Origin of the sequence: uncultured Campylobacter sp. (genome assembly GCF_938045225.1) — a bacterium.
In the GTDB taxonomy this organism is placed as follows: Bacteria; Campylobacterota; Campylobacteria; order Campylobacterales; family Campylobacteraceae; genus Campylobacter_A.
The window spans coordinates 1-2,859 of sequence record NZ_CALINL010000284.1; the positions used below are offsets into that span (position 1 = coordinate 1).

Annotated in this window: 4 protein-coding genes; all 4 read left to right on the top strand. The window is 39.5% G+C overall.

Going from position 1 to position 2,859, the window contains the following annotated elements:
* Positions 1-452 (top strand): MotA/TolQ/ExbB proton channel family protein (locus Q0200_RS10180; protein WP_297940890.1); only part of this gene is annotated, 452 nt, incomplete at its 5' end.
* Positions 449-841 (top strand): biopolymer transporter ExbD, encoded by a 393-nt coding sequence (locus Q0200_RS10185; RefSeq protein ID WP_009494953.1) that lies wholly within the window; start codon positions 449-451, stop codon positions 839-841. The genes Q0200_RS10180 and Q0200_RS10185, both read left to right, overlap by 4 nt.
* Positions 834-1,658 (top strand): TonB C-terminal domain-containing protein, encoded by an 825-nt coding sequence (locus Q0200_RS10190; RefSeq protein WP_297940893.1) that lies wholly within the window; start codon positions 834-836, stop codon positions 1,656-1,658. Before Q0200_RS10185 ends, Q0200_RS10190 begins: the two co-directional genes overlap by 8 nt.
* A 10-nt stretch (positions 1,659-1,668) precedes the next feature.
* Positions 1,669-2,859, top strand: a 1,191-nt coding sequence (gene tolB, locus Q0200_RS10195; protein ID WP_297940895.1) for a Tol-Pal system protein TolB, incomplete at its 3' end; no start/stop codon positions are given.

Here is a 2,859-nt window from a genome sequence, read left to right on the forward strand (position 1 = left end):
GCTCTTGGCAAAAAAAAGAGCAAAATGCGCTTGAGTCGCTGTTAATGGGCGGCTCTAAACATACTCTAAACGACTCCGTTTTAAAAAGATTCGTAAGCGGCTCCGTATCTAAAGAAAAGCTTTCGGTCGCCGTTAGTATTTCAGAGAGAAATGCTACCAGCGGCATTACTTGGCTTAGTATTATCGCTTCTACATCGCCTTTTATTGGACTTTTCGGTACGGTTGTTTCTATCTTGGAGACGTTTTCTCAGCTTGGTCAAGGCGGAGGAAATTCGTCGTTAGGAGTTATTGCACCAGCTATTAGTGAGGCTCTTGTGGCTACCGGAGCAGGTATATTTGTAGCGATTCCCGCTTATACGTTTAGCTTGCTTATTAAACGAAAAGCTTATGAGCTCATGGGTGTCATCAGGCGTGAAGTCGATATCCTAGTAACGCTTAAAGAAGATCAATGATAAATCTCGACGAAACTCCGGAGCTAAACATAACTCCGCTTGTGGATATCATGCTTGTTTTGCTGGCGATCCTTATGGTTACGACGCCTACTATCGTTTATGAGGAGCAAATTTTGCTACCGGACGGCTCAAAAACTAAAACATCCTCGGCTCAAAAAAAAGATTTGACTGTTATCGTTGATGCCACAAAAAAGGTTAGAATAGATCAAAATACCATGAATTTGCGCGAACTTCCTGATAATATAGTGCTTATCGGGGCAAAATACGATAAAAACTCGCCTGTTTATATTAAGGCCGACAAAAGCCTCATATACGATGATGTGATGTTTGTTTTAAAGAGCGTAAAAAACGCAGGCTTTACAAAGGTGGCGCTCCAAACTAATGGATAAATTTGATCTCAAATTTAACACTTCCGGTTACTTCTTACTATCGGCTTTTCTTTACCTTTGTATCATAAGCGGTATTTTTATTAAGCTTACTTATTTTAAAGAAGAGCTGAAAAAATACACCGATACTAAAGATGCTTTTATGGATATTATGATAGTTGAGCGCGAGCCCGACATCACCGTAAAAGCGCCCGAGCCCAAAAAAGAGATTGTAAAAGAGGAAAAACCTCAACCGGTAAAGGAAGAGGTTAAAAAAGAAGAGCCAAAGCCGGACACTACAAACAAGCCGCCTGAACCGGATCCTGCACCGCCAAAACCTGAAGAAAAAAAAGTTGAAGAGCCAAATTTAAAGGATTTATTCGGCAGTATCGACACCTCTAAACTAAAAGAAGATAAGGTTGCTAAGAAAAAAGAGCAACCAAAGGAGCAAAGTCGTAAAAAACCGGAAAAAGTCCAGATAACGAGCCAGCAAAAAAAAGCTAGCGACGTTATAAACGCACTCACACTAGATCAGGTTGCCAAGACTCCAAAGTCGCAAATGACAGGCGAATACAACGAATACTTCGGCATGATTAGTAGAATTTTACAGAGTAAATGGAGTGCTTATAAGGCTGATTCTACCGATGAGGCAGAGGTTGAGATCGTCATCGGCATTGATGGATCGTTTAGTTACGATATAAAAAAGTTATCGTATAATAGCGAATTTAATAACAAAGTTAGGGATTTCTTGCAAAGTATGACTTTTGAGAAATTTCCGCCGCCTACCCAGATAGGCAGAGCTGTTAGGCTCGGAACCAAACTAGAAGACAAACTAGAATAATGGAGGAAAAATGAAGAAAATTTTACTTTTTCTTGCTTTTGCCAGTTGGCTTTTTGCTGTTGATGCAACCATTTCGGTCGTCAACAAAGGCTTAGCCCTACCAAAAATCGTGCTTCAAGACGCTACAACGGCCGTCGGCGATCAGGCTTTTAAAAGCAAATTTCATAAAATTATGTTGGGTGACTTGAAGGTCAGCTCTGATTTTGAGGTTGTGGACGAATATATCGCCAGTAGCTATGAGGGCGACTCGAACACGAACGTGATGAGCGAAAAAGGTGCGCAGCTTATATTTAGATACGCGCTTGAGGGCTCTGCAAACTCGCCTCTAACCCTCAGGGTTAAGCTAATTAATGCAAAAACGGCAACCACTCAGTACGAGAAAATTTACAATATGAATGACGGAGCAAAGTATCCGTTTATCGCGCATAAAGCGATAGTCGAGCTTATTAACGAGCTAAAAATGCCTCCGGTTAATTGGATGGAGAAATTTATCATCCTAGCAAAATACACTTCGGCTCGCCAAAGCTCTATTATAGTGGCTGATTATACACTTACTTATCAAAAGACGATCGTAAGTGGCGGTCTAAATATCTTCCCTAAATGGGCAGGCGCTGATCAGAGTAAATTTTACTATACATCTTATGTAAATAACAGACCAACTTTGTTTAGATATGATCTAAATTCAGGCACTAAAACAAAGATAATAGATAGTATGGGTATGCTTATAGCATCTGATGTTAGCAAAGATGGAAGTAAAATTCTATTAACTATGGCTCCAAAGGATCAACCAGATATTTTCATCTATAATACAGGTAGCAAAAAATTAACTCAGATCACAAACTATCCAGGCATTGATGTAAATGGAAATTTCGTAGATAATGACAGCAGAATAGTTTTTGTCTCAGATAGACTTGGATATCCAAATATCTTCGCAACACCTGCAACCTCAGGTGGAAGTGTTGAGCAAATGGTATTTCATGGCAAAAACAATAACTCAGTAAGCACTTTTGAAAACTATGTAGTTTATTCAAGTAGAGAGGCTAGTGGTGGCTTTAATATCTATCTAATCTCAACTCAGACTGATTTTATCCGTCAGCTTACAGCAAATGGTAAAAATAACTATCCAAGATTTTCAAGTGATGGTCAAAGTGTCGTATTTATCAAAGAACTTGGCGGTCAAAGCTCACTTGGTGTTGTTAGA